This is a genomic window from Singulisphaera sp. GP187 (assembly GCF_900129635.1).
In the GTDB taxonomy this organism is placed as follows: domain Bacteria; phylum Planctomycetota; class Planctomycetia; order Isosphaerales; family Isosphaeraceae; genus Singulisphaera.
The window spans coordinates 4,334,180-4,353,818 of the sequence record NZ_FSRB01000001.1; the positions used below are offsets into that span (position 1 = coordinate 4,334,180).

At 63.8% G+C, this 19,639-nt stretch carries 18 protein-coding genes and 2 pseudogenes; 4 read left to right on the forward strand and 16 right to left on the reverse strand.

Going from position 1 to position 19,639, the window contains the following annotated elements; genetic code table 11:
• Positions 1-138: 138 nt before the first annotated feature.
• Positions 139-339 (reverse strand): hypothetical protein, encoded by a 201-nt coding sequence (locus BUS42_RS16730; RefSeq protein WP_074308077.1) that lies wholly within the window; start codon positions 337-339, stop codon positions 139-141.
• A gap of 202 nt (positions 340-541) precedes the next feature.
• On the opposite strand from BUS42_RS16730, the gene BUS42_RS16735 reads away from it, so the two are divergent.
• Positions 542-2,005, forward strand: coding sequence for a BNR repeat-containing protein (locus BUS42_RS16735; protein ID WP_159452237.1), 1,464 nt, complete (start codon positions 542-544; stop codon positions 2,003-2,005).
• A gap of 335 nt (positions 2,006-2,340) precedes the next feature.
• Here the strand turns inward: BUS42_RS16735 and BUS42_RS16740 are convergent, their stop codons facing one another.
• The 10 genes and pseudogenes from BUS42_RS16740 to BUS42_RS43670 form a co-directional block, all read right to left on the reverse strand.
• Positions 2,341-3,627, reverse strand: a complete 1,287-nt coding sequence (locus BUS42_RS16740) for a patatin-like phospholipase family protein (protein WP_074308081.1) — start codon at positions 3,625-3,627, stop codon at positions 2,341-2,343.
• A gap of 989 nt (positions 3,628-4,616) precedes the next feature.
• Positions 4,617-5,186: pseudogene (locus tag BUS42_RS16745) on the reverse strand (transposase); the annotation flags it as partial.
• Between the two features lie 31 nt (positions 5,187-5,217).
• Entirely contained in the window at positions 5,218-5,550 is a 333-nt protein-coding gene (locus tag BUS42_RS16750; protein WP_216821039.1) for a type II toxin-antitoxin system YafQ family toxin, read from the reverse strand.
• Position 5,551: 1 nt separating this feature from the next.
• Positions 5,552-5,881, reverse strand: coding sequence for a type II toxin-antitoxin system RelB/DinJ family antitoxin (locus BUS42_RS16755; RefSeq protein ID WP_216821040.1), 330 nt, complete (start codon positions 5,879-5,881; stop codon positions 5,552-5,554).
• A gap of 153 nt (positions 5,882-6,034) precedes the next feature.
• Complete coding sequence (locus tag BUS42_RS43665; protein ID WP_159452238.1) at positions 6,035-6,190, reverse strand: hypothetical protein; 156 nt, start codon at positions 6,188-6,190, stop codon at positions 6,035-6,037.
• 319 nt (positions 6,191-6,509) lie between these two features.
• Positions 6,510-6,932: pseudogene (locus tag BUS42_RS16760) on the reverse strand (transposase); the annotation flags it as partial.
• A 25-nt stretch (positions 6,933-6,957) separates the two neighbouring features.
• Positions 6,958-7,071 carry a type II toxin-antitoxin system YafQ family toxin gene (locus BUS42_RS46495; protein ID WP_410001686.1) on the reverse strand — a complete coding sequence of 38 codons (114 nt, stop codon included), beginning with the start codon at positions 7,069-7,071 and terminating at the stop codon, positions 6,958-6,960.
• The gene (locus BUS42_RS46500) at positions 7,026-7,289 is read right to left on the reverse strand and encodes a type II toxin-antitoxin system RelE/ParE family toxin (protein WP_216821042.1); all 264 of its coding nucleotides are present in this window, start codon (positions 7,287-7,289) and stop codon (positions 7,026-7,028) included. Before BUS42_RS46500 ends, BUS42_RS46495 begins: the two co-directional genes overlap by 46 nt.
• A 1-nt stretch (position 7,290) precedes the next feature.
• Entirely contained in the window at positions 7,291-7,620 is a 330-nt protein-coding gene (locus tag BUS42_RS16770; protein WP_216821043.1) for a type II toxin-antitoxin system RelB/DinJ family antitoxin, read from the reverse strand.
• A 154-nt stretch (positions 7,621-7,774) separates the two neighbouring features.
• On the reverse strand, positions 7,775-7,930 hold the full coding sequence (locus tag BUS42_RS43670; protein WP_159452239.1) for a hypothetical protein: 156 nt from the start codon (positions 7,928-7,930) through the stop codon (positions 7,775-7,777).
• 432 nt (positions 7,931-8,362) lie between these two features.
• Between BUS42_RS43670 and BUS42_RS16775 the strand changes: the two genes are divergently transcribed.
• Positions 8,363-9,292 (forward strand): bifunctional helix-turn-helix transcriptional regulator/GNAT family N-acetyltransferase, encoded by a 930-nt coding sequence (locus BUS42_RS16775; RefSeq protein ID WP_074308083.1) that lies wholly within the window; start codon positions 8,363-8,365, stop codon positions 9,290-9,292.
• Positions 9,293-9,669: 377 nt separating this feature from the next.
• Here the strand turns inward: BUS42_RS16775 and BUS42_RS16780 are convergent, their stop codons facing one another.
• Positions 9,670-12,966 carry an efflux RND transporter permease subunit gene (locus tag BUS42_RS16780; protein ID WP_074308085.1) on the reverse strand — a complete coding sequence of 1,099 codons (3,297 nt, stop codon included), beginning with the start codon at positions 12,964-12,966 and terminating at the stop codon, positions 9,670-9,672.
• 16 nt (positions 12,967-12,982) lie between these two features.
• Positions 12,983-14,314 (reverse strand): efflux RND transporter periplasmic adaptor subunit, encoded by a 1,332-nt coding sequence (locus BUS42_RS16785; protein WP_074308087.1) that lies wholly within the window; start codon positions 14,312-14,314, stop codon positions 12,983-12,985.
• A gap of 213 nt (positions 14,315-14,527) precedes the next feature.
• On the opposite strand from BUS42_RS16785, the gene BUS42_RS16790 reads away from it, so the two are divergent.
• Positions 14,528-15,160: a TetR/AcrR family transcriptional regulator gene (locus tag BUS42_RS16790; RefSeq protein ID WP_074308089.1), complete on the forward strand. Its 633-nt coding sequence runs from the start codon at positions 14,528-14,530 to the stop codon at positions 15,158-15,160.
• A gap of 321 nt (positions 15,161-15,481) precedes the next feature.
• Here BUS42_RS16790 and BUS42_RS16795 read toward each other — a convergent pair whose 3' ends face one another.
• Complete coding sequence (locus tag BUS42_RS16795) at positions 15,482-17,101, reverse strand: hypothetical protein (RefSeq protein ID WP_074308091.1); 1,620 nt, start codon at positions 17,099-17,101, stop codon at positions 15,482-15,484.
• Between the two features lie 3 nt (positions 17,102-17,104).
• On the reverse strand, positions 17,105-17,362 hold the full coding sequence (locus tag BUS42_RS16800) for a hypothetical protein (RefSeq protein ID WP_074308093.1): 258 nt from the start codon (positions 17,360-17,362) through the stop codon (positions 17,105-17,107).
• Between the two features lie 175 nt (positions 17,363-17,537).
• On the opposite strand from BUS42_RS16800, the gene BUS42_RS16805 reads away from it, so the two are divergent.
• Positions 17,538-18,674: a TlpA family protein disulfide reductase gene (locus BUS42_RS16805; protein WP_074308095.1), complete on the forward strand. Its 1,137-nt coding sequence runs from the start codon at positions 17,538-17,540 to the stop codon at positions 18,672-18,674.
• 64 nt (positions 18,675-18,738) lie between these two features.
• Here BUS42_RS16805 and BUS42_RS16810 read toward each other — a convergent pair whose 3' ends face one another.
• Positions 18,739-19,398, reverse strand: a complete 660-nt coding sequence (locus BUS42_RS16810) for a zinc ribbon domain-containing protein (RefSeq protein WP_074308097.1) — start codon at positions 19,396-19,398, stop codon at positions 18,739-18,741.
• Positions 19,399-19,639: the final 241 nt, after the last annotated feature.

Sequence of the window (19,639 nt, forward strand, 5' to 3'; positions counted from 1 at the left end):
CACCGACGTCGGATGAGGACTTCGAGGACGTTCAGCACAGCCTTTGCAGCTGCAAATCCAGCTTCACTGAATCTCCCAGGCCTCCCCACTGAAGTGCCTGGCTAATTAATAACTCCCTTTCCCCACTGAAGTGCCTGGCTAATAACTCCCTTTCTGCAGGGCGGTGTTGCCGTTGATGACCTGGATGACGAACCAGTGGAGAATCGCGACGGGATTGAGCCCACATCGACGCCAGGTATGACCCGCCGAGCGACAGGCGGCTTGGATGGATTCGGGGTCGAGGTGGAGGGCGATGTCTTGCCGGAGCTGCTTGATGATGGTATCAATCCGGTGATGCATCAGAGGGCCTCTTGTGCATGATAGTGTCGTTAAGCAACTCCATCGTGCCAGGAGGCCTTTCTTTTCTCAACTCCCACAACTGCTTCGACTTACCGTTAGCTTCACGCCATTCCGCTATGCCCCTTTTTCCTCCCTGATATTCCAATTCAAGCTCGAGAGGCCGTCCGGCCTGGATCGCCCGCCACACAGGTGGAGAAAACCATTGATCAAGCGTTTCGGTATTCCAGCGATTTTTGCTTCCATCGGCAAATCTCTTCCAGCCCTCATTGCGTTGGCGGCTCTTTGTGTCGCGTGCGTTTCCACGACTCGCGCCCATGTGACGCTTATCAAGATCGGCGACGGCGTAGTCGATGCCTCCGCATTGACATTTCGGGCAGACCCGCCGAACGTGAACGGCGCGACCTTCCAGCAGGACGCAGTTCACACGTTCGCTGACTGGCAATACGTGGTGTATTACGACGGGGAGCGCCATGCCTGCATCGCCAGGCGTCACTTGCCCGGCGGCTCCTGGCAGGTGATCCGCCTTCTCGATTACCACTTCAAGAGCAACGACGGGCACAACGTGATTTCCCTCGGGATCTGCGCCAGGGACGGCACCATCCATCTGGCGTTCGATCATCACGTCAGCCCATTGCATTATCGGGTTTCGAAAGCAGGCGTGGCGACGCATCCCGATGAAGTCACCTGGTCCGCTTCTCTCTTTGGCCCGGTCCGCTCCGACCTGGAAGAGGGCAAGCCGATCGTCATCACCTATCCCCGCTTCTGGTCTACGCCCGATGGCGGACTGCAGTTCCACTATCGCCGCGGCAATTCGGGCAACGGGGACAACATGCTCGTTGACTACCAGGCCGAGAACGGCAAATGGTCGAACACCCGGCAGATCGATTCCCGTGCCGGAGAATACCGCGATGAGATGGGATCGAGCCCCCATCGCAACGCATATCCGAACGGCTACGATTACGATTCGGCGGGGAGACTCCAGGCCACCTGGGTCTGGCGTGAGAGCGCCGTTGGAGTGAATCACGACCTCTGTTATGGCTATTCCGACGATCGCGGAAACACCTGGTTCAACGATCTCGGGCAGCGGATCCAGGGGCCGGCACGCATCGACACTCCCTTTCTGGCAGTAGAGCACATCACCCTGCGCCAGGGGCTGATGAACAACCAGGCACAGGCTATCGATTCCAAAAATCGCATTCACGTGGTGATGTGGTTCTCTTCCACCACGACCAGTCTAACGGCAAAAGGCGGAGAGCTTCTGGGGCCGCCGGCCGACCGACGGTTTCACCACTTTTGGCGTGAAGCTCCAGGCATCTGGCATGATGACGTGATTCCATGGGTGGCCGGCTCTCGGCCGCGGATGTACATTGACACTCATGATAACCTGTTCCTCATCTATGGCCGGTTGCATACCGGTGCGGCCCTGGTAGGGGGCTACTATGCGCCGAGCGACCTGGTGATTGCCACCGCGAGTGCTCGCAATCGATGGCAGGATTGGTCCATCGTGAAGGAGGAAAAAGGCCCCTTCATCAATGAGATGCTCGCAGACCCCACGCGCTGGAAGGCAGACAAAATCATGTCGGTGCTCGTGCAGGACAAGCCAAAGTCACCAGGCACGCCATCACCGTTGCGCATCATCGATTACCGCTTCAGCGAAGAACCCTGAGCGGCGCTCGGAGGCGGGTCCCGCGATGTCGAAACGAGAGGCGAAAAAAGGGGTCGGGAGTCGTTTCGGGGTCGGAGTCCTCCCGGCCATGCACCTCAATCCTCAATTGGGAGGTCCGTGAGATTCGGCAAAGATGGGTGCCCAGGCTCCCCGTCTTATCCTCTTTAGGTGCCTGGCTACTAATCCCCCCGGGATGTCGGGTTCGCCCGCAAGGCGTTCCGCTCCACGTACCGGCACACGGTGAGCAAGTGCTCGTCGTCTTGCACCGGAAACGACTGGAATCGTCCCTGGTAGAGCGGGCCAGTCGACCCCTTTTCTGCCCGTCGCCCGCCGGCTCAGGTCGCCAGGCCGGCGGCTTTCAGGGCGTTTGCCATCGCCTCGGTGCCGCTCGCGACGAGGACCTTCATCCGGCCCTCCGACATGTCGAAGTCGAGCGTGTCGTAACCCTTCACGGGGATCCGGCAGAGGATGGTGCCGGCCGGCGACTCGTCGATCGCCTCCTGGTCCCACGCGCCCTGCATGGTGGCCATGAGCCGCGACATGCTCTGATAGGCCGGCATCTTGTCCGCCATCTTCTCCTTCTCCTCCTGCTGCGGGACGCCCGGGATGTCGAGCGTCTCGTCGAGGAGCAGGCCGAGCGTGCGGGTGCTCGTGTCGTCGCGGAACGGGCCGAGAACGCCCGTGGCAGCCCGCTGCCGGTCGTCCAGCAGGTACTTCAACGGGAAGTTCGAAAGAACGCCGCCGTCGACAACGCGGTGGCCCGCATTGTTCTCGTCCCACATCGGCTTGCCCCGGTACGGGCCCCACGAGGGCGACCACTCGACCTCCGGCCAGACGAGCGGGATGCCCATCGACATCCGCACCGCCGAAACCAGCGGCACCCCGGGCGCCGTGTGGTGGTTGAGAACCAGCGACTTCTTCGCCGTGACGTCGGTCGCCACCACCGAGAGCTGGATGCCCCGCGCCAACGAGACCCTGTGGAACTCGCCCAGCGTGATGTTCTTCGACAGCTTCAGTTCCTCGAGCCGCTCCCCCATCCAGTCAGTGAAGGCCTTGTCGGTCGCGACCGCGCCGTTGGAGAGGAGCGACAGGCCGTGACCTACGTACAGTTTCATGTTCTCTTCCGAGAACTTGGGGTTAAACTTGCCGACCGGCTCGAGCAACTTGCAGGCCTTCATGATCGACGCCGTGAAGAGCGACCACGCCCCGGGGAGCATCATCGCGAAGAATTTGTCGCCAGCGGACAGGGTCCCGGTCGTCCTTGTGAAGGGCGGGGGGGCAATCTCTTCGGGCGGGGCGAGGAACTGGTTGAAGCGGTGCTGTCCCTGGGGGGTGCGCTCGGTGAGGATCTCCAGGAGGCGCTTTGGCTGGTAGCCGGCCGCCAGCAGTGTCGCGCTGATCGCGCCCGCCGAGCTGCCGATCATCCGACGGTAGGAGAACCCGTTATCGCTCAGCACCCTCGCCGCCCCGGCCAGCGCGGCGCCCTTGATCCCGCCCCCCTCGAAGACCACGTCGAGCACGCCGCCACTCCTCGGTGCGCCGAACGCCCGGGAGGCCGCCGGCAGGGCGCACGCCAGGGAGAGCTGGGCCGCGGAAATCTTCATCGCGTCGCGTCGCGTCATCGAGATGATCCTCTCTCCAATCGTTGTTCGAGCGTCATTGCGAATCGGCCTGGGAAACCGGTCGGGGGCTGCCGGAACGCGGCGGGACCTGCCTCCCGAACACAAGATCGGAACCCGGTGGCGTGGCTGTCTCGACGGAACGCTGATCGGGACGATCCTCGTTGCGTTTAAAAGCCGAACCCGGCCCGCCGCACCTTGCGCGGCCACGCGGGCGGGAGACAACCTCTTGCCTTCACCAATTTGCGGGCGTGAAGCCCCTGCCTTCAGGCATGGGGAGGTAAGCCCACCTCCGGATTTGTGGGATTCGGACAACCCAGTTGACGCACGGACACCGATTCGTACCATGGGTTGGTGGGAACTGGCTTCGGCAAGGTGGACGCCGGGTTGGAGGGAGAGGCCCTCCGTAAAAAGCCAGCCTGAAGGACAAGGCAAGAAGGTTCATTAGGCACTCCTCTCCGGAGCACCGGCTACGAACCTCCAAGCCATCCGGTCGCAAGACCGGGTACAGGCCGTAGAGGGATCGCAGTAAGCCGGCCTGAACTGGACGGTGGGCCCCAAGGAAGTGGTCGGGCCAGCGGGCCAACACCGATCTGGAAAGCCCCTCCTTTCAAGGATGGGGTCGCTTACTGCCCTTCGTGCTGATTCCGGCCGTCGGGTCGCTGGAATCTCGACAGCGGTTGTGTGGCACGACGACACCCTACGTTCGCAAACGCCGACTTTTGCGCCTTCTACTTATTCCCATTGATATCTTAACGTGGGCAAGCGCCCTTGAGTCAAGAAAAATCCTTGCATCGACCGCACATGCAGTGGACATCTTGAAAGTTGGTGGAATTTTTGTACACAAGAGTGAAATCGGTGACTTCCGAGGAAAACCCGCCAATGGGACTGGAGTCCACCCATGCCATCCAACCCCCGATCCCCCGAGAGGCAAGCCGGTCGAAAAAAGGGGTCGGGAGTCGTTTCTGGCGTCGCGTCGTTTGAATTCCCGTTTACCCTGGGGATTTCCTCGGACGGCCCCGGCCACGCAGGGTCGATCCCAGGCTCAGCGTTTTCGCGGTGTCCTGCTGCCAGCGGGCCTCGCCGAAGGGCGTTCCGCGGACCACCGAGCGGCGGAGGGCCTGCAGCTCCGCTTCGGTTCCCGGCTGGTTCACGAACGCGGTCCACTGCCGAGGACGGGGGACCGGCCAGGTGTCTGCCAGAGTCACCGAGGGGACTTGCTGCCGGCGCTGCCAGAGACTTCCCCACCGCCAGTCCTCAGCCCGGGATGTCAGGTTCGCCCGCAAGGCGTTCCGCTCCACGTACCGGCTCACGGTGAGCAAGTGCTCATCGTCTGGCACCGGAAACGACTTGAATCGTCCCTGGTAGAGCGGACCAGTTCCCGATGTGTGATGCGCGGCGTGCCAGCGCGGCGTGTGCGTCACGGTGAGCCACCGCAAATACTCGGAGAGGTCGCCGTCGTGCTCCGGCCAGAGCACCAGATGCCAATGATCGGGCATGACGCAAAAACAGTGCACCCGCATCGGAATCTGGTCCCGGGCCTCTTCCAGCACGCGCTCGAACGCGGCGGAGTCGCCGTAGTTCCTTACGGAACTAGCCGAAGAGGTCCGAGTGCGAGCCGGTCCGGGCGAGGATCAGTTCCGTCTCGGTCGTCTGGTAGATCAGGACCCAGTCCGTGGCGAGGTGGCAATCGCGAAATGACTTCCACTCGCCTTGCAGCGGGTGGTCGGCGAGTTGGCGGGGCAAGGGCAGTCGGGAGCAAAGCAGAACGATCGCGGTCCGGAGCCGGTCCGTGTCTTGGCCTCGCTTCCGCATCCGAGCCACGTCCCGCTCGAATTGCTTCGTGGTCGACGGCGTCAGTGGCGGCCGGGGGGCGGGTTCTGGTTCCGGGGCCTTGGCCTTGGGCGGACGCTTGGCCTTGGCCACGTCAGAAGCCCAGTTCTTCGAACAACGCGGTCGGGTCGGCGTGGCGGGTCACCTGCCCGGCCTCCGCAGCCCGCATCGCCTCCCGGGTCGTGGCGTTGGGGATCACCACCGGGAACGGGAGCCCGTGGGCCAGGTCGATCTGGGTGTAGAACAGGCGGATCGCCTCGCTCGGATTCAGCCCGATGCGGTCCAGTACCTGCTCAACCCGCGCCTTCAAATCGGGCTCGACCCGGGCCCGGATCATGCCGGTGCGGCGTGCCCCGGGTACGTCCCGCGGGGCCGGCTTCGCCGCGATGGGGTTCGCCGCGGGCTTCGTCTTCGTCCTGGCCATCGTCGTCAGCCTCCGTCGGGTCCAACCCGTGTGTGTCCCCAGTGTATCCCAATTGGGATACACCGACAAGGGCGAGCGCGATCCCGCCCGGGGTGCGCATTAAATGCAACCCCCCGGCAACGCCTGCGGAGGGGCAACACGGCGGCTTCGTACTCACACTTCCTCGGCCGCGTCCCCCAGCCGGACGAACTCCCGGCAGCGGCAGATCCACACGCCCTCGAGCTCGACCTTGCGCACCTCGAGCCGCCAGAGCTGCACCGGTCCCCGCCAGCTGGAGATCGATCCGGCCAGCTCTTTGAGCCGTTTCATCGTGATGTCTCCGATAAGATTCGGAGAAGATTCAAGCTCGGCAAACTCACAGAGTCCCCGGCCATGCACCTCAATTGGGAGGCCTGAGAGATTCAGAAAAGATGGGTGCCCACTCGCTCGGCTTGACGGATTGCCCAGGCTCCCCATTTTATCCTCTTTAGGTGCCTGGCTACTAATCCTGCCTCAGACGGCCCCGGCCACGCAGGGTCGATCCCAGGCTCAGCGTTTTCGCGGTGTCCTGCTGCCAGCGGGCCTCGCCGAAGGGCGTTCCACGGACCACCGAGCGGTGGAGGGCCTGCAGCTCCGCTTCGGTCTCCGGCTAGTTCACGAACGCGGTCCACTGCCGAGGACGCGGGACCGGCCAGGCGTCTGCCAGAGTCACTGATGGGACTTGCTGCCGGCGCTGCCAGGGACCTCCCCACCGCCAGTCCTCAGCCCGGGATGTCGGGTTCGCCCGCAAGGCGTTCCGCTCCACGTACCGGCACACGGTGAGCAAGTGCTCGTCGTCTTGCACCGGAAACGACTGGAATCGTCCCTGGTAGAGCGGACCGGTCCCCGACGTGTGATGCGCGGCGTGCCAGCGCGGCGTGTGCGTCACGGTGAGCCACCGCAAATACTCGGAGAGGTCGCCGTCGTGCTCCGGCCAGAGCACCAGATGCCAATGATGGGGCATGACGCAGAAACAGAGCACCCGCATCGGAATCTCATCCCGGGCCTCCTCCAGCACGCGCTCGAACGCGGCGGAGTCGCCTTCGTTCCTTACGGAACTAGCCGAAAAGGTCCGAGTGCGAGCCGGTCCGGGCGAGGATCAGTTCCGTCTCGGTCGTCTGGTAGATCAGGACCCAGTCCGGGGCGAGTGGCAATCGCGAAATGACTTCCACTCGCCTTGCAGCGGGTGGTCGGCGAGTTGGCGGGGCAAGGGCAGTCGGGAGCAAAGCAGCACGATCGCGGTCCGGAGCCGGTCCATGTCCTGGCCTCGCTTCCGCATCCGAGCCACCTCCCGCTCGAATTGCTTCGTGGTCGACGGCGTCAGTGGCGGCCGGGGGGCGGGTTCTGGTTCCGGGGCCTTGGCCTTGGGCGGACGCTTTGCCTTGGCCACGTCAGAAGCCCAACTCTTCGAACAACGCGGTCGGGTCGGCGTGGCGGGTCACCTGCCCGGCCTCCGCGGCCCGCATCGCCTCCCGGGTCGTGGCGTTGGGGATCACCACCGGGAACGGGAGCCCGTGGGCCAGGTCGATCTGGGTGTAGAACAGGCGGATCGCCTCGCTCGGATTCAGCCCGATGCGGTCCAGCACCTGCTCAACCCGCGCCTTCAAATCGGGCTCGACCCGGGCCCGGATCATGCCGGTGCGGCGTGCCCCGGGTACGTCCCGCGGGGCCGGTTTCGCCGCGATGGGGTTCGCCGCGAGCTTCGTCTTCGTCCTTGCCATCGTCGTCAGCCTCCGTCGGGCCCAACCCGTGCGTGCCCCAATTGTATCCCAATTGGGATACACCGACAAGGGCGAGCGCGATCTCGCCCGGGGTGCGCATTCAATGCAACCCCCCGGCAACGCCTGCGGAGGGGGCAACACGGCGGCTTCGTACTCACACTTCCTCGGCCGCGTCCCCCAGCCGGACGAACTCCCGGCAGCGGCAGATCCACACGCCCTCGAGCTCGACCTTGCGCACCTCGAGCCGCCAGAGCTGCACCGGTCCCCGCCGGCTGGAGATCGATCCGGCCAGCTCTTTGAGCCGTTTCATCGTGAAGTCTCCGATAAGATTCGGAGAAAATTCAAGCTCGGCAAACTCACAGGGTCCCCGGCCATGCACCTCAATTGGGAGGTCTGGGGGATTCGGCTAAAGATGGGTGCCCAATCGCTCGGCTTGACGGATTGCCCAGGCTCCCCGTTTCATCCTCTTTCGGTGCCTGGCTACTAATCCATCCCTGGTATGCCCCGGACTTTGGGGATGTCCCCGACGGAGGAGCAACGCCGCGCAAATCGCGTGGGAGCCCGCATGCTCAACGGGGGGCGGCTTCCCAGAGCTTGACGCTCCGTCGATCGGGCATGGCCGCGCCGCCTCACAACCGGTGGGTCGACGAAGGCCGGTTCGACCGGGCTTGATGGTTGACAGAATCAACGATTTCGTTGATTCTGGCAATCAATCACGGGACCGGGACACGAGGTGACAACCATGACGGGGAACGACCTGGGCGATCGCATCGGTGCCATGCGGCACTTCAACCGCTTCTACACCCAGCGGATCGGCGTGCTGAGGAAGGGCCTGCTGGACAGCCCGTTCTCGCTGGCCGAGGCACGGGTGATCTACGAACTCGCCCGTCGCACAACGACCACGGCGGCCGAACTGTGCCGGGACCTGGAGATGGACCCGGGCCACCTCAGCCGGATGTTGGGCGGCCTCCAGAGGCGGGGCCTCGTCGACAAGCGGCCCTCGGAAACCGACCGCAGGCGGACCCTCCTCGGGTTGACCGATCGCGGGCGTGGAGCGTTCGCCGTGCTCGACACGGCGGCGCGCGAGGAGATCGAGGCGATGGTGGGCGGCCTGTCCCCGGACGGTCAGGGACGGCTGGTCCAGGCGATGCGGACTATCGAGGGCCTGCTCAACCCCCGATCAATCACCGGACGGTCCTACGTCCTTCGCCCTCCCCGTCCCGGCGACATGGGTTGGGTCGTCTCCCGCCACGGGTCGTTCTACGCGGAAGAGTGCGGCTGGGGCGAGCGGTTCGAGGCGATGGTCGCGGGGATCGTGGCCGAGTTCGCCCGGGGGCACGACCCGGAGCGGGAGCGCTGCTGGATGGCGGAGCTCGACGGCGAGGTCGCGGGCTCGGTGTTCCTCGTCCGGCAGTCGGCGAAGACGGCCCAGCTCCGCCTGCTCCTGGTCGAACCGGAGGCGCGCGGGCTGGGGATCGGCGCCCGCCTGGTCGACGAGTGCATCCGGTTCGCCCAGTCGGCCGGCTACCAGAAGGTCACGCTCTGGACGATCAACGCGCAGCACGCCGCACGCCACCTCTACCAGAGGGCCGGCTTCCGCCTGGTCCGCGAAGAGCCGCACCGCACCTTCGGCGGCGACTTCGTGGACGAGACCTGGGAATTGAAGCTGTAACCTCTGGGGGTGTTTCCAGATTGTTGACGTGCCGAATGCCTCCGAGGCGTGGTGGGAGGACGTTCATGACTCGGGAGATCCCGAAGCCAAACGGCGTACTCGAGCCCCGCGAGCAGGCCGGGCTCGTTTCGTTCGAGCCGTATGCTGCGAGTCACTGGATTACTTTTGTGAGATCGCCTTAAAGCCCTGCCTGGAATACCCTTAGACAAAGCCGAAAGGGATAATTGCAAGCAACCGCGGCCACCCAGAAAATCAGCGATAAATGCGACCAACTGCGTAGCGTGAATCCCAACGACATACGGCCGGCCCGGCCGCCGGGGTGAATCCCCAACGGCCGGACCGGCCGTGCTACTGTCGGTGCGACTCTCTTCGATCGATCAATGAGTCGCGTCGGGCAAGGCGTGGTCTCCACCGCTCAACGAGCCGGAGTCGCCATTCTCCCCGTTGCCGTTGCCATTGACGGCGGTCGTCGGGTGGTCCCCATGAGAATGGCCCGGGGCTTGCTCCGACCCGTCGGGAGTCGGCGCCGTTTTCAGCGGGCGACGCCACTCGCTGAGGCCCTGCATGAGGACGTAGAAGACGGGGACGAAGAAGACGGCCAAAACCGTGGCCGCGATCATGCCGCCGAAGACGGCCGTGCCCAGCGACCGCCGGCTGGCCGCCCCGGCGCCCGTCGCGTTGACCAAGGGATAAATCCCCAGGATGAACGCGAACGAGGTCATCAAAATCGGCCGGAACCGGAGCCGAGAGGCCTCGATCGCCGCGTCGATGATCGATCGGCCGTGAGATCGCAACTCGCGAGCGAACTCCACGATGAGGATCGCGTTCTTGCTCGCCAGGGCGATGATCAAGACAATGCCGATCTGGGTGTAGATATTGTTATCCATCCCCCGAACCGCCACGGCGATCACCGTGCCCAGGAGCGCCAGCGGCACCACGAGGATGACCGCCGCGGGCATCAGCCAACTTTCGTATTGGGCGGCCAGGACGAGATAGACCATCAAGACGGCCAGGGCGAAGACGTAGATCGACTGCGAGCCGACTTTCTTCTCCTGGTACGACATCGCGGTCCAGTCGTATCCCATCGAGGCGGGGAGCTTGCGAGCTGCCATCTCCTCCATGAGCTTCATGGCCTGACCCGAGCTGTAACCAGGGGCCGCCGCTCCTGAGATCGAGGCTGAGGGGTAGAGGTTGTACCGCGGGATGATTTGCGGGCCGAGCCGTTTCTCCACCTTGACGAGCGTGCCGAGCGGAACCATCTGCCCTTGCTTATCGCGAACCTCGAGCCGGCGGATGTCCTCCGCCTCGACCCGGAACCGCTGGTCGGCCTGAACCCGGACCTGATACGTGCGGCCGAATCGATTGAAGTCGTTGACATAGGCCGATCCAAGCGCCGTTTGAAGTGTGCCGAAGATCGTCTCGAGCGGAACGCCGAGGCTCTTCGCCTTCACCCGGTCGACGTCGGCATAGATCATCGGGACGCCCGAGCGGAACGTGCTCCGCAAGCCGGCCAGGCCAGTCTGCCCGTTCCCGCTGGCGAGCATCTCGTCGAGCACCTGCTGGAGCTCGGAGAGGCCAACCCCCGCGCGGTCTTCGACCTGCATCTGGAATCCGCCCGAGACGCCGAGCCCTTGAATGGCGGGCGGCGGGAAGGCGAAAACCATCGCCTCACGAACTTGCTGGACCTGGCCCATGAAGTTGCCGAGGATCTCATCCTGGCTCTGACCGGGCTTCCCCTCACGCTCTTCCCAGGGCGTATACGTGATGTAAATCGCCGCGGCGTTGGACGCGATCGCCCCGTCGAGGATCGACTGCCCGCCGATCAGGAACCAGCCCTGGATCCCAGGGGTCTTCCGGAGGATGGCGCTCACCTTGTCCACCACCGTCCGCGTCCGAATCTGGGAGGAGGCGTCGGGCAACTGAACCCCGACGATCGCATACCCTTGGTCTTCAGTCGGGAGGAACCCGGTCGGCAACTTGGTGAACCACCAGCCGGTGAACCCGACGAGAATGACGAAGAGCAGCATCATCGGCGCGACGTGCCGGACGAGCCGGCGAATGATCGCGGTATAGATCGCCTCGCAACGGTCATAAATCGCGTTGAAGCCGCGGTAGAAGAAGTTCTTCTTCTCCCTGGTCGGCCGGAGATAGACCGCGCACTGCGCCGGCTTGAGGGTCACGGCGTTGATGGCGCTGATGACCGCGGTGGCGGCGATGGTCAGGGCGAACTGGCGATAGAGCTGGCCGGTGATCCCGCCGAGGAAGGCGGTCGGCAAGAACACGGCCATCAACACGAGCGTGATCCCGATGACCGGCCCGATCACCTCGTCCATCGCCTTGATCGTCGCTTCCCTGGGGGGGAGCCCGCCGCGATCGATGTGGTGGACGGCGTTCTCGACGATCACGATCGCGTCGTCGACGACGATGCCGATGGCCAAGACCAGGCCGAAGAGGGTCAGCATGTTGACCGAGAACCCGAGCATCCCCATGGCCGCGAACGCGCCGATGATCGTGACCGGCACGGTCGTCGCGGGGATCAGGACCGCCCGCCAGTCCTGGAGGAACACCAGGATGACGATCAAGACGAGCACGCCCGCCTCGAAAAGGGTCTTGTAAACCTCAGAGATCGACTCATTAACGAAGATGGTCGTATTGAACGGAATGATATAATCCAAGCCGTCGGGGAACGACGGCCTGAGCCCTTTCATGGCGACCTCGACCTTCTTGGCGACGTCGAGGGCATTGGCGCCTGGAAGCTGGAAGACGAGCAGGGTTCCCGCCGGCTTGCCGCTGATCTCGCACCACTGGTTGTAGACCTGCGAGCCGAGCTCGACCCGGGCCACGTCCTTCACTCGGGTTAGCCGGGCAGAGCCGCCGCTGCTATCGTCGACGTTGGCGAAGCTACTGTCGTCCGCCTTGACGATGATGTCGGCGAACTGCTCGGGATCGCTCAAGCGGCCCAGGGTCGTGACGTTGTACTGGAACCCCTGGTTTTTGGCCGAGGGATATTGGCCGACCTGGCCGGCCGCCACCTGGACGTTCTGCTCGCGGATCGCCAGCAAGACGTCCTCGGTCGTCAGGTTGCGGGCCTTGAGCTTCTCGGGGTCGAGCCAGATTCGCATCCCGTAGTTGCTGCTGCCGATGACCATGACCTCGCCGACCCCGTAGATCCGGCTCAGTTCATCCTTGATCCGGAGCGAGGCGTAATTGCTCAGGTAGAGTTCGTTATAGCGGTCGTTGGGGGAGATCAAGGAGACCGCCATGATGATGTTCGTCGACTGCTTCTTGGCGGTGACCCCCTGCCTCTGGACCTCCTGCGGCAACCTTGGCAGCGCCACGGCCAACCGGTTCTGCACGAGCACCTGCGCCTCGTCGAGGTCGGTGCCGACCTCGAAGGTCACCGTCAACTGGTACGAGCCGTCGCTGGAGCAGGTGGAGGACATGTAGAGCATGCCCTGCACCCCGTTGACCTCCTGCTCGACAGGAGACGCCACCGTGTCGGCCAGCACCCTGGCGTCGGCGCCCGGATAGACCGTCGCGACCATGACCGTCGGCGGCGTGATTTCGGGATACTGCTCGATCGGCAGCCCGTAGAGCGTAACGATGCCGACGAGCATCGTCAGGATGGCGATCACGTTGGCGAAGATCGGGCGATCAATAAAAAAGCGGGACATGATAACTTAAGAATCCTCAGGAGCGGGGGGCATCCTCGGCAACGGCGACTGACTTGCCGGCTTCCGGCGCGGACATCGGCTTCACTTTCGCCTTGGGGCGAGCCCGAAGCAAACCATCAACGATCACGCGGTCCTTGGGATTGATTTTCCCCTCGACCACGCGGAGGTCGTCAACCTGGGCACCGGCCTTGACCGCGCGATACTCGACCACGTCATCCGCGCCCACCACCAGCAGGTACTGCCCCGACTGGTCGGTCCCCAGCGCCCGTTCGGGGACGAGCAAGGCCTCCTTCTGCTGGTCGGTCGGCACCCGGACCCGCACGAACAGGCCCGGCAGAATGTCCCCGTCCGGATTGGCAAAAACGCCGCGCACCCGGATCGTCCCCGTGCCCGGGTCGACTCCGGGATCCTGGTAGTCAATCTTGCCCCGATGCGGGTAGCCCTTCTCGTTGGCCAACCCGAGCTCGATCGGCTCCTGGCTATCGGCCTGCGCGCCCATGCGGTTCTTCGACCGGAGCAGGTCGAGCTCGTTCACATTGACATAAGCATAGATCGGGTCGATCTTGACGATCGTGGCCAGGAGCGACGCCTGGCCGTCCCCCACCAGGTTGCCCACGTGATAGTTGACCCGGCTGATCCGGCCATCGACCGGCGAGGTCATCCGGCAGTAGCTCAGCTCGATCTCGGCCGTGCGGACCGCGGTCTTGGCCGCGCCGACGTTGGCTTCCGAGACGAGGAGATTGGTTTCGTAGTCCGCTTCCGCCTGATCGAAGCTGGCGCGGTCCGACTCGACCTGCGCCTCGTTCTTCTTGCGGTTCGCCTCGGCCTGGTCCATCTCCTCACGCGACCCTGCCCCACGTCCCGAGAGGTTCCGCTGGCGAGTTTCGGCGACGCGTGCCAGTTGAAGTTGCGACTCGTCGAGCGCCAGTTGCGCCTTGGCGACTTCACGGGCCCGCGACTGCTTGGCCTTGGTGAAGTTGGCTTCGGCTTCGGCCAGCCGGGTCTTGGCCTGATCCAAAGCGAGGCGGAACGGTTCCTCATCGATCACCATGAGGAGTTCCCCCTCCTTGACGATCGCCCCTTCCTTGAAGTGCCGCTCCTTGAGAAAGCCTTTGACCCGGGCGCGGATGTCGACCGACATCACCGGCTGGGCCGTGCCCGTCGCCTCGAAGTAATTCATCACGTCCTGCGTCACCGGTGTGGCGACCGTCACTTCCGGCGGCGGCGGCTCGACGTACGTATTCTTCTGCTCACAGCCTATTGTGATCAGGCCGATGAGCAGCCCGGCCGCCCCCCAAGAGCGGGTCGCGGGTGTCGTCCCCGATGCTGATGCAGGCCTCGATACCATCAATCTGACTCCCGACGACCCTTTTGACCAAGCGGTCAATAGTATTGACCGAATGGTCAATATTCTAGGTTGATCGACAAAATCGTCAAGGGGGTTACCAGGCCCCCCATAATTCCAGTCAAACCGAATAACCTCGGTTTGTCCGCGTCCGATTGACGGGACCCGCGGCCCGGGATACGCTTGACCAAACGGTCAACAAGGGGACACCAAACGATGACGGATGAGGGCCATCGTGGCCGCGATGCGGAGAGTACACGGGCCACCGTGATCGACGCCGCGAGCCGGCTTTTCGCCGAGCGCGGATTCGCCGCCACGTCGATGCGTGACATCTCGGCGGCCTCCGGGATTTCGCATCCCTTGATCCATCATCATTTCGGCAGCAAGGACGACCTCTACGTGGCGGTCAAGCGCCACATGGTCGAAGGCTACGCCCGGCGGTTCCCGGTCGCCGCCCGCGCCACGAACCGGCCCTTGAGCGTACGGGCCGAGATGCGCCGGCTCATGACCTACCTCAGCGAGAACGAGGTCATGTTCCGGCTCTGCGCCTGGGCCCGCCTCGAAGGCGACATCAAGGTCTGGCCCGGCGAACCCGACTTGTTCGACACCCTCCGCAGCCGGATCAAGGCCGCCCAGCGTCGGCATCTGATCCGGACCGATCTCGACCCGGCCGCCCTCAGCCTGATGATCCTCGGCCTGATCTACTTCTGGGTCGAAAATCGCGGTCACTTCGCCGAGCGGTTCCAGGGAACGATCGACGATGAGTCCTTCCTCCGCCAAGCCATCGCCCTGGTCGAGCTCGGTGTGAAGCCCTGCGCCAAGAACTCCGAACCCACCGCCGACGCCTGACCGCAAGCCGAAATATAACAACGACCCGATCCAAGGGCGAGAAAGCCGCTCGTGACACGTTCCCACGGTCGGTCCCCCGTGGGAATGAAGTCTGGGACGATCTGCGTCCTCGGCGTTCGAAGACCAGACGACGCGGAGCGTCGGGGACGGCATTCCCACGGGGGACCGTGGGAACGAGGGTAATTCCTCGCTCCATGGCGGGTCGTTGAAAAAAACGGGTTTAACGATCGCCCGAACGAACTCCGAAGACAGACCAACGACGTAAAGGTTCGCGCCCCCGGCTTTTTTTTTCTGCGCCGCGCGGCTCGGTTCAAGAAGGCATCATTGAACGTCAATCTGGGACCGCTTCCTGCGCTGCGCGGCTCGGTTCAAGAAGTCCGCTCGCGAGCCCGACTGACGCCGCAAAATGAGCGCTGTCCCCATCGCCGCGAGACCAGCGCCGAGCAGGCCCCAGACCTGGCCCCGCTGGCGACCGTAGGCCTCGATCCGCGCCGTCGGCACCCCCACGTACCACTCTTCCGGTCCCACCGGCGAGGCGATCGGAACACGACCCGGCGGGAAGTCATCAAAGAAGTGTTCATCGAGGATCGAGACTCCCGCCGCGATCTTCGACTCCTCGTATTGCTGGTATCGCCGCTGATAGGCCTCGCCGAAGTTCAACTCCGCGTCGAAACGGGCCCGCAAGTCCGCGGCGGTGTCACCGGCATGCGGGGGACTGACCTGCTGCCAGGCCGTCGACCGGACGGAAGACGTTGATGGGGAAGTGGAAGGCTTGTACGACAGCGTCTGCTCGATCTGAGCCTGTCGCTTGCGGCAGTGGTCACGGAGGAACTGCTGGAGCGCAGGGTCGGGCCAGAACCGACTCGACAACCGCGATGCCCGTTCGTAAGCGGCCCAGGCGATGGACCGCTGCCCGACCCTCAGCATCGTCTCGCCCAGGGCGAGGGCGAAATAGGGGCTCGCTCCCCCCCCTTGACGCCACATCCCGATGATCCCGAGGACCGGTTCGTCGAACGCCACGGGAGCGCGGTGCGAGGGAACGGGCACGGCGTCCCATCCCTCCTCGGCCCCCACCTTGGTGATATGGCGTCGGATCGGGCTGAGCTTCGCCCACCGCTGCGGGTCGTCGAGCGGGAGACCGGGCCGGAAGAACTCCGGGACTTCGCGCTCCGCCTTCCCCTGGCCGAACGCCGGGTCGGTCGGACGGCCGTAGCCGATGTTCACCCAGTTCGCCTCCCGGTCGAGGATCGCCTCGATCCCCAGGTCGAGCCGGTTGCCGAGACAGTCGTGGGTCTTGAGCAAACCGGGGTCGGCCATCACCGCGAGCAGGTATTCGGCGATGGCCGCCTGCCAACGTTCCCGACCGAAATGGGCTTCCGGGTTCACTTCCACCGACTTGCGAACGAACGCGACCCCCTCGCGGAACTGGTCCTTGGCGGCGGGATCTCCGGCAAGAGCGGACTTGAAACTGCCATGAATCAGAAAGGTGCCGAGGTTCGCATACGATGTGTAAAGTGCACGGCCGGTGACCCCCCGTTTCTGCTGGTCTTCAAGCTTGTCACGCAAGATCGAGACCGCCTCCGTGGACCGTCCCAGGCGTTCCAGACCGACTCCGATGTCGTCGGCCAGCGCAAACCGCGCGGGATCCTCAAGCGGCAGCGAGGCCAGTTTCAGGCGATCCAGCCGGTCACGTTCGCGGTAGTGCGCCAGTCCATGCTTGGCGAAACGCTCATGGATGACATCGTGCGCCATGGCGAATCGGAACGACAATCCGCCGGGATGTTCCGGGACATGGTGCGGAAGCGGCGTGCGTTCGGCCAGAAACGCAAAGGCCTCTGGGTTCGGCCTGAGGGATCCCATCACCCCGCCAACCCAGCCGATGGCGTAACCGACCAGAGCGACGATCCCCGTCCGAATGAGCCGCCAGAGCCAGGCTCTCATCAATCATGTCCTCGCACGTCTGTTGCCCATCGTGACAAAAAAGGCCCCGGTCAGAAGTGCCGCGCCGGTTCCAAGGAGCATCGGATGGGCGGGAAAACCCGCGAGATCGAGACTTTTCGGCGGCGCCGGTGTCGGACTGGTCGGTTCACCATAATTCGACCGAAACTCGCGTTCGTGCTGCGGGAGCTCGCGGTCGTTGAGGCAGGCGGCGGCAGGAGCCACGAATCCGGCGAGCATGATCAGGGCGAGTGCCAAGCGCATCGCAACCCCCCTCAAGGAAATGTGGGGAATCCACACAGAAATGCATGCTCAGTCTGCCGCGCCCCGCAGTCGCGAGTCAATCCGGCGGTCTCAAGCGGGGCGAGCCGATCTCGACTCCAGACGCGAATGACTGTGGACTTCATACGACAACTGTCATACGATAGGTTCAGGCTCGATGATGCCACCGACGCATTTGCGAGGCAAATCATTGATCATTTTTCATGCAATTCTCTACGCGGGGCTGTTGAATCTTAGTTCCGCAACCGATGGCGCGGACGACCGCGTTGATGAGGAGGAGTATCAGGCCTTAGTTCAAGCATTTGAGAACGGGCGTCGTGAATACGTCGCCGCGTTTCGAAAGGCGAAAACCGAAGCGGAGTCCGCTCGGGCGATTGCCGAGAAGCGACCCGACGAGAAACGATTCATCGCCGGTTTCCTCGCGATCGCTGAGCGGGACCCAGCGAGTCCAATCGCGGCCAAGGCGGCGAATTGGATCTTGACTCACACTCCGTTTGATCCCGATCCGAAGGCTGTTGAGATCATCGCCAGCCATCATGTCACGAGCGATGCCATCGGTCCGCTTTGCCAAGCCATCGGGTTCTCGACCACCCAGGAGAACGGGGTGTTGCTCCGGCGCATTCTCGAGCGAAACCCCCACCGTCAAGTCAGGGCGGCCGCATGCATCGGATTGAGCCAACACCTTCTGTTTGTCGGCAACAGGCCGTCGCGAACCGCAAAAGAATCCGGTTCGAAGCGAGCGATCGCCATGCAAACGGAAGCCGAAATGTTCCTGAATCGCGCGATTGCTGAGTACGGCGACGTCCAGCAAGACGGCAGGCTGATAGCCGACACGGCGAGGGAGATACTCGCGGATATTCACACCCATGGCATCGGCGTGACGGCGCCAGAGACAGAAGGGCGTGACGCGGACGGGAAACGATTCAAGCTGAGTGACTTCAAGGGCCGAGTCGTCCTATTGACTTTCGCGGGGATTTGGTGCGGGCCCTGCAAGGTCATGTATCCGGAGGAGCGTGAACTGGTCGAGCGCATGGACGGCGAAGCATTCACCATGTTAAGTGTCAGTACCGATGCACACGTCGAAACGCTCCGGGCGTCGATCCAGTCCAGGGAAATCACCTGGCGCTGTTGGTGGGATGGAGGGACCGGCGGCCCGATTTGCAATGTCTGGAACGTCCAGCGATTTCCCACAATCTATGTTCTCGACGCCCAAGGCGTGATCCGATACCCCGACACCCGGGGACCCGATTTAAGAACGGCGGTCGACGTATTGATTTCAGAAATCACCAAGTGAAGGAATGGCCGCCGAAGCCAGGCCAAATTTTCCTGCCCCTCACGAGCCCGAGGTTGCATCCTGATCACGGGATCACGCCATTCCACCGGAGCAGCTCGGTTCCGAGCATGATCAGGCCAACCCCCGCCGTCGAGCAGGCGAACCAGATCCAGAGGTCGTCCCAGCGAGTGACGATGTAATAAGCGGTGTAGAGCGGGATGGCGAGGTAGAGCATGCCGTAGAGCATATCTTCGCGGAACGCGCCATAGGCCCCGGCCCCGAAACCGAGCACGATCATGAGCGAGCCGAGCGCTAACAGCACAAATCCGACGAGGATCGGCCCGCGCGGCGCAAGCAAGGCGATCGCGGCGAGGACGAGCACGGTGCTCCCCCCTACCCGACTCAGCCACTTTCCCCAGGCAAAACCGGGCTCGCGCTCACGATCACGGCGGGGCCTCGGACTTGCCGCGGGCTCGATCGGCCGCCGCTTGCGGCGCGTGGTGAACGCCGACGGCTCGTCGCCCCGCGCCCGAATGAAGGTCGAGGTGGGTTCCAGACCGATCTCAGCCGCATCGACCGGCGCCTCGGCCGGCTCGTCCAGGGTGTAGGTCTCAGGGTGCGACTCGCCTGACTTCGGGATCATGAACCGGTGGTTACACTGCTTGCAACGGCCTTGCCTGCCGGAGAAGGCGGCATCGACAGTACTCGTCGCGCCACAGGCTGGGCAGGTCAAGGGGATCTTCATGATTGATGGCCGGCCAGGGTCTTGAGTTCAGGGGCGGACACGTTCAAGCGACAGTTCCAGGTTCTTCGCACCGGCAGGGACGTTCTTTGGGACGATCGCGAAGATTCCGCTCCCATGAGTCGATTCCGGGCGACCGCTCACGTCAAGGCCCGGCTTCGAGAATTCCGAGCCATCGCCTTCCCCGGGAGGATTGCCAAGTTCCGGCCGCGAAGCTCCAATGAACCCCGGCGCCTGGCTCCCG

Bases quoted from the DNA above. Each gene is read 5' to 3' on its own strand.
- BUS42_RS16790 (WP_074308089.1), top strand. From the start codon at position 14,528: ATGACGGATGAGGGCCATCGTGGCCGCGATGCGGAGAGTACACGGGCC.
- BUS42_RS16810 (WP_074308097.1), bottom strand. From the start codon at position 19,398: ATGAAGATCCCCTTGACCTGCCCAGCCTGTGGCGCGACGAGTACTGTC.
- BUS42_RS16770 (WP_216821043.1), bottom strand. From the start codon at position 7,620: ATGGCAAGGACGAAGACGAAGCTCGCGGCGAACCCCATCGCGGCGAAA.
- BUS42_RS43670 (WP_159452239.1), bottom strand. From the start codon at position 7,930: ATGAAACGGCTCAAAGAGCTGGCCGGATCGATCTCCAGCCGGCGGGGA.
- BUS42_RS16780 (WP_074308085.1), bottom strand. From the start codon at position 12,966: ATGTCCCGCTTTTTTATTGATCGCCCGATCTTCGCCAACGTGATCGCC.
- BUS42_RS16795 (WP_074308091.1), bottom strand. From the start codon at position 17,101: ATGAGAGCCTGGCTCTGGCGGCTCATTCGGACGGGGATCGTCGCTCTG.
- BUS42_RS43665 (WP_159452238.1), bottom strand. From the start codon at position 6,190: ATGAAACGGCTCAAAGAGCTGGCCGGATCGATCTCCAGCTGGCGGGGA.
- BUS42_RS16805 (WP_074308095.1), top strand. From the start codon at position 17,538: ATGATGCCACCGACGCATTTGCGAGGCAAATCATTGATCATTTTTCAT.
- BUS42_RS16800 (WP_074308093.1), bottom strand. From the start codon at position 17,362: ATGCGCTTGGCACTCGCCCTGATCATGCTCGCCGGATTCGTGGCTCCT.
- BUS42_RS16785 (WP_074308087.1), bottom strand. From the start codon at position 14,314: ATGGTATCGAGGCCTGCATCAGCATCGGGGACGACACCCGCGACCCGC.
- BUS42_RS16755 (WP_216821040.1), bottom strand. From the start codon at position 5,881: ATGGCCAGGACGAAGACGAAGCCCGCGGCGAACCCCATCGCGGCGAAG.
- BUS42_RS16730 (WP_074308077.1), bottom strand. From the start codon at position 339: ATGCATCACCGGATTGATACCATCATCAAGCAGCTCCGGCAAGACATC.
- BUS42_RS16740 (WP_074308081.1), bottom strand. From the start codon at position 3,627: ATGACGCGACGCGACGCGATGAAGATTTCCGCGGCCCAGCTCTCCCTG.
- BUS42_RS16775 (WP_074308083.1), top strand. From the start codon at position 8,363: ATGACGGGGAACGACCTGGGCGATCGCATCGGTGCCATGCGGCACTTC.